Source organism: Halomonas sp. 707D4 (assembly GCF_024158685.1).
Lineage (GTDB): Bacteria > Pseudomonadota > Gammaproteobacteria > Pseudomonadales > Halomonadaceae > Vreelandella.
Genome location: NZ_JAMZBD010000278.1, coordinates 1 through 4,238 on the forward strand (window position 1 = coordinate 1; position 4,238 = coordinate 4,238).

A 4,238-nucleotide genomic window follows, 5' to 3' on the forward strand; every position below is an offset into this window, starting at 1 on the left:
GGTCTGGGCGGTCATCACGCTGTGATTCTCGTCCTTGAGCTCGCCGCCCATGTGGCGCACCACCACCATGGCCGTCTCGACCATCGCCTCGAAAGCGGCGGCGGTGTCGATCGCGCCGGGCAGTGGCATCAGGAAGGTGATGCCCGGAGTCGAAAACTCGCCCATCTCCTCGATCGGGAAGGTGCCGGGCTTGACCACGTTGACCATCGAGAACTGCAGCTCGCTGTCGTCGCTTTCGGTCTCGAAGCGGTGGAATACGCCCATGGTGCGGCTGTAGCGAAGGCCGCAGGCCATCATCAGTTCGAGCAGCTTGCTGCCGTCGAAGCCCTCTTCCTCGCGGGAGAGCACGCTGATGACCACCATTTCCGCGGCGTGGGTCAGGGTTTCCTTGGCGTGGGCACCGGAGACGTCGTGGCGCAGCGCCTTCTCGAGGGTGGGATGGACGCGGACCACGCTGTCCTGGGAGCTGTCCTGGAAATAGGCACTTTCCTGCTCGTCGAAGCGTTCATCATGATCATCGACGGTGTCGAAGGCGTCACGCTCATCACGCTCGCTGCGCCGACGCAGGGCGCTCAGCGACGGTTCGGCGCTGTAGAGTTCGTCATCCTCGAAGCGGGTGGCCGAGACGGCCTGCGCTTCGCGAGCGCGGGCGTGCTCCTGGGCCAGACGCGCCTTCTCGGCCTCGGCCGCCTGCTTCGCCTCGCGACGCTGCTCGGCTTCCAGCGCCTTGCGCTCGGCCTTCTGCTTGGCCAGCGCCTTGGCGCGCTCAGCCTTTTCGGCCTTCTTGCGGGCACGCTCCTGGCGACGCTCGATCAAGCGGCGCTTGAAGGAGCGGCCCATGCCTTCGAAATCCACCAGCTTGTACTCGTCGATGTCGTCGTCGCCGAGCTCGCCAGCCGTATTGGAGCGCAATTGACGGCGCTTGGGCGTATCGCCGCTCTTGGTGAAAGCGGCATCGCCGGGCTCGGCGCGCAGTACCGGCTCCGCGCTCTCGACCGGGGAAGCGGGCGTCTCGGGCACGGCTTCGCTCGCTGCGGGCGAACTGTTGTCGGCCGGTTGAGTCTCGTCGCTTGCGCTCGCGACGGGCTTGGGCTCGTCCGCGGCGGCGTTCACTGTGGAATCGGGAGTCTCGGCTGCGCTGGCCTGCGGGGCGGGTGTCTCCACCGCCGAGAGAGAGGGCTCGGCGACAGGCGCGGTGAAAACGGGTTCATCGGCGAACAGGCTCGGCTCGCGGCGCTCTTCGATGACGGGCTTTTCGGCAATGGTCTTTTCGACAGTGGCTTTGTCGACATAGGCCTTTTCGACAGCAGGTTTTTCGCGGGATTTATCGAGGCGCTTGGTGTCGCGTACCCGGGGGGTGGAGCTGGCCTTGAAGGCCGACGGTGCCTCACCTTCGAAGGCGCCCTGGTAGGCCATGCGCTGGCCGCCAATGGCGCCTTTGGACCTGGCGGCCGCCTTGGAAAACGAACGACGGAAATCGGAGAGGACTCTGGACGGGCCGGGGTGCTCCTGACGCTCGAGCTTGGGCTTGTTGCCAAGGCCGCTGTAGTCGGCGGGCTTGACCACCCGGGCGCCACCGTTGGGCAACTCCCAGTTGACCTCGGCCTCGCGAGCCTCGTCGTCGAGCTCCTGACGAGACGCCTTGGGCAGGTTATCGACCGCCTGGTCGAGGCGCGGCACCCGACGCTGACGTTGAAGCCTGCGAACCCCGTCGACCACGATAAGCGATACCAACGCCAATCCTAGAATGATTAACCACTCTCTTAATTCCATGTCGAGCATTCCATGGGTCATTTAACCGGTTAGGGCGCTACGCTTGCGATATCCACGTCCGTACAGGGGCTATATTTACCACCAAGCATAGTGCAGCTGCTACAAAAAAAGGGCGACCTATTGCTTATTGTGCGCGCATGCACCGAGTGTTAATTATAGCTCGGCACAAAAAGTCCAGCGCTTGGACAGACGATTTCGCCAAAAGTGCCATCCTGGCCTCTTATCGGGTCGATCCCCCTCCTGCAATGACGCCCCTGGCCTTATTATCCGGCGCCCGTACGCATGTACCGTTGGCCGCTGCGTCGAACGATGGCGGGGTGAAACGCGCCTGAAATCGTTAACCCGCTACTAATTATAGTTCGTCTCACACTTCGCTAATGCGGTAATTGTAGAAGGGTTAACTCAATATGACAAAATCTTACAGCCTTGTCGAAGCATTAAACAAGCACAATCAAAGTGTGATCGCAACTCTTATTATCGGGCACTTGAAAGTTTCGACCAGAACGAGTCGGCGAACCCGTTTGCCAGTGAGCGCGGCTTCACTATATGTATCTCCAGTGGTATATCGTTGCCGCCATCGAAGGCCCTTACCAGACGCCCCTCTTCAATCTCCTGTTCTGCAAGACTTTCCGGCAGCCATGCCAACCCCTTGTCCTCCAGGGCCATCGACATCAGTACTGCCGCAAGATGGCTGGTGAAGTGCGCCGGCAAGAGGCAGGCGGACACTTCTCGGTCATGAACGTGCTGCTCGACGATTCTTCCCAATCCAGACGACCGAGAATAAGCAAGATAGGGAAAAGGTCGATCGCCTCGCTGCTTCAATGCTCTTCCGACCAAGGCGACGAGTTTATCTTCGCCAACGATACAACTCTCATAATATTTGGCGGGAAAAAGTGAGTCCGCTAAAGGATCCCGGTGACTGAGCAGAAAGTGCGCCTTGCCTTCCATCAACAATCGCTCACAGCCGGCCATGGTATCCGAGTGGAGCTGGATGGCCGCAACGGGGGCGGCATCGATGCGTCGTATCCAGCGCGGGAAGAAGGTGAACGACAGCGAATGGGTGGCCGCGAACTGCAGTGTCTTCAGGCTGTGCCCTGCCGCCTCCTGGGCGCGGGCGCGCAGCGCATAGAGTGCCTGGCTCGCCTGGGCGGCGCTCTCCTGCACCTGGCGGCCCGCCTCGGTGAGCGTGGTGCCCTGGGGCGTGCGCGCAAACAGCGCCACCCCCATCCACTGTTCCAGCGCGCGAATGCGCCGGCTGAAGGCCGGCTGGGTGACATGACGCGCTTTCGCGGCGCGCACGAAGCTCTTGTGCTCGGCAAGAGCGGCGAAGTCCTCGAGCCAGGAAAGCTCCATGGCAATGCCTCTTTAGCATGGGGTGGGCCAGTATAGGCATTGGCCGCCGGGGTTCGCCATGCCTATCGTGGGGCGTGTTTCCCCCAACGACATGAAGGAGCGCGCCATGCGCATTGTGGACATTCGCGAGAAGACGGTCTCGATCGCCTCGCCCATCGCCAACGCCTATATCGACTTCTCCAAGATGACCTGCTCGGTGGTCGCCGTGATCACCGACGTGATTCGCGACGGCAAGCCCGTCATCGGCTACGGCTTCAATTCCAACGGCCGCTACGGTCAAGGGGCGCTGATGCGCGATCGCTTCATCGACCGTGTGCTCGAGGCGGACCCGGCGAGCCTGATCGACCAGGCCCACGACAACCTCGATCCCTTCGCCATCTGGAAGACCCTGATGAGCAACGAGAAGCCCGGCGGCCACGGCGAGCGCTCCGTGGCGGTGGGTACCCTCGACATGGCAGTGTGGGACGCCGTCGCCAAGATCGCCGAAAAGCCGCTCTACCGGCTGCTCGCCGAGCGCTACCGCGACGGCCAGGCCGACGACAAGGTGTGGGTCTACGCCGCCGGGGGGTACTACTACCCGGGCAAGGGCAACGAGAAGCTTCAGGACGAGATGCGCAGCTACCTTGATCGCGGCTACGAGGTGGTCAAGATGAAGATCGGCGGCGCCTCACTGGACGAGGACCTGCGCCGCATCGAGGCGGTGCTCGAGGTGGTGGGCGACGGTCGCCACCTGGCGGTGGACGCCAACGGCCGCTTCGATCTCGACACCGCGATCGCCTACGCCCGGGCGCTCAAGCCTTACGATCTCTTCTGGTACGAGGAGGCCGGCGACCCGCTGGACTACGCCCTGCAGGCCGAACTCGCCGAGCACTACGACGGCCCCATGGCCACCGGAGAGAACCTGTTCTCCCACCAGGATGCCCGCAACCTGCTGCGCCACGGCGGCATGCGGCCGGACCGGGACTACCTGCAGTTCGACTGTGCCCTCTCCTACGGGCTGGTGGAGTACATGAAGACGCTGGAGGTGATGAAAGAACTCGGCTGGTCGAGCCGGCGGGTGGTGCCCCACGGCGGCCACCAGATGTCACTGAACATCGCCGCCGGGCTCAAGC

The 4,238-nt window shown here is 62.8% G+C and carries 3 protein-coding genes; 1 reads left to right on the forward strand and 2 read right to left on the reverse strand.

Annotated features, from left to right (window positions below; all coding sequences use genetic code 11):
- Both BIS11_RS11935 and BIS11_RS11940 read right to left on the reverse strand, forming a co-directional pair.
- Nucleotides 1-1,734, reverse strand: a 1,734-nt coding sequence (locus tag BIS11_RS11935; protein WP_253586103.1) for a cell division protein ZipA C-terminal FtsZ-binding domain-containing protein, incomplete at its 3' end; no start/stop codon positions are given.
- Nucleotides 1,735-2,247: 513 nt separating this feature from the next.
- The gene (locus BIS11_RS11940) at nt 2,248-3,126 is read right to left on the reverse strand and encodes a LysR family transcriptional regulator (protein ID WP_253419892.1); all 879 of its coding nucleotides are present in this window, start codon (nt 3,124-3,126) and stop codon (nt 2,248-2,250) included.
- A 106-nt stretch (nt 3,127-3,232) separates the two neighbouring features.
- Between BIS11_RS11940 and BIS11_RS11945 the strand changes: the two genes are divergently transcribed.
- Nucleotides 3,233-4,238: mandelate racemase/muconate lactonizing enzyme family protein (locus tag BIS11_RS11945; protein WP_253586104.1), on the forward strand; the 1,006-nt coding region annotated here is incomplete at its 3' end.

Coding starts and splice junctions, on each gene's coding strand:
- BIS11_RS11940 (WP_253419892.1), bottom strand. CDS start 3,126: ATGGAGCTTTCCTGGCTCGAGGACTTCGCCGCTCTTGCCGAGCACAAG.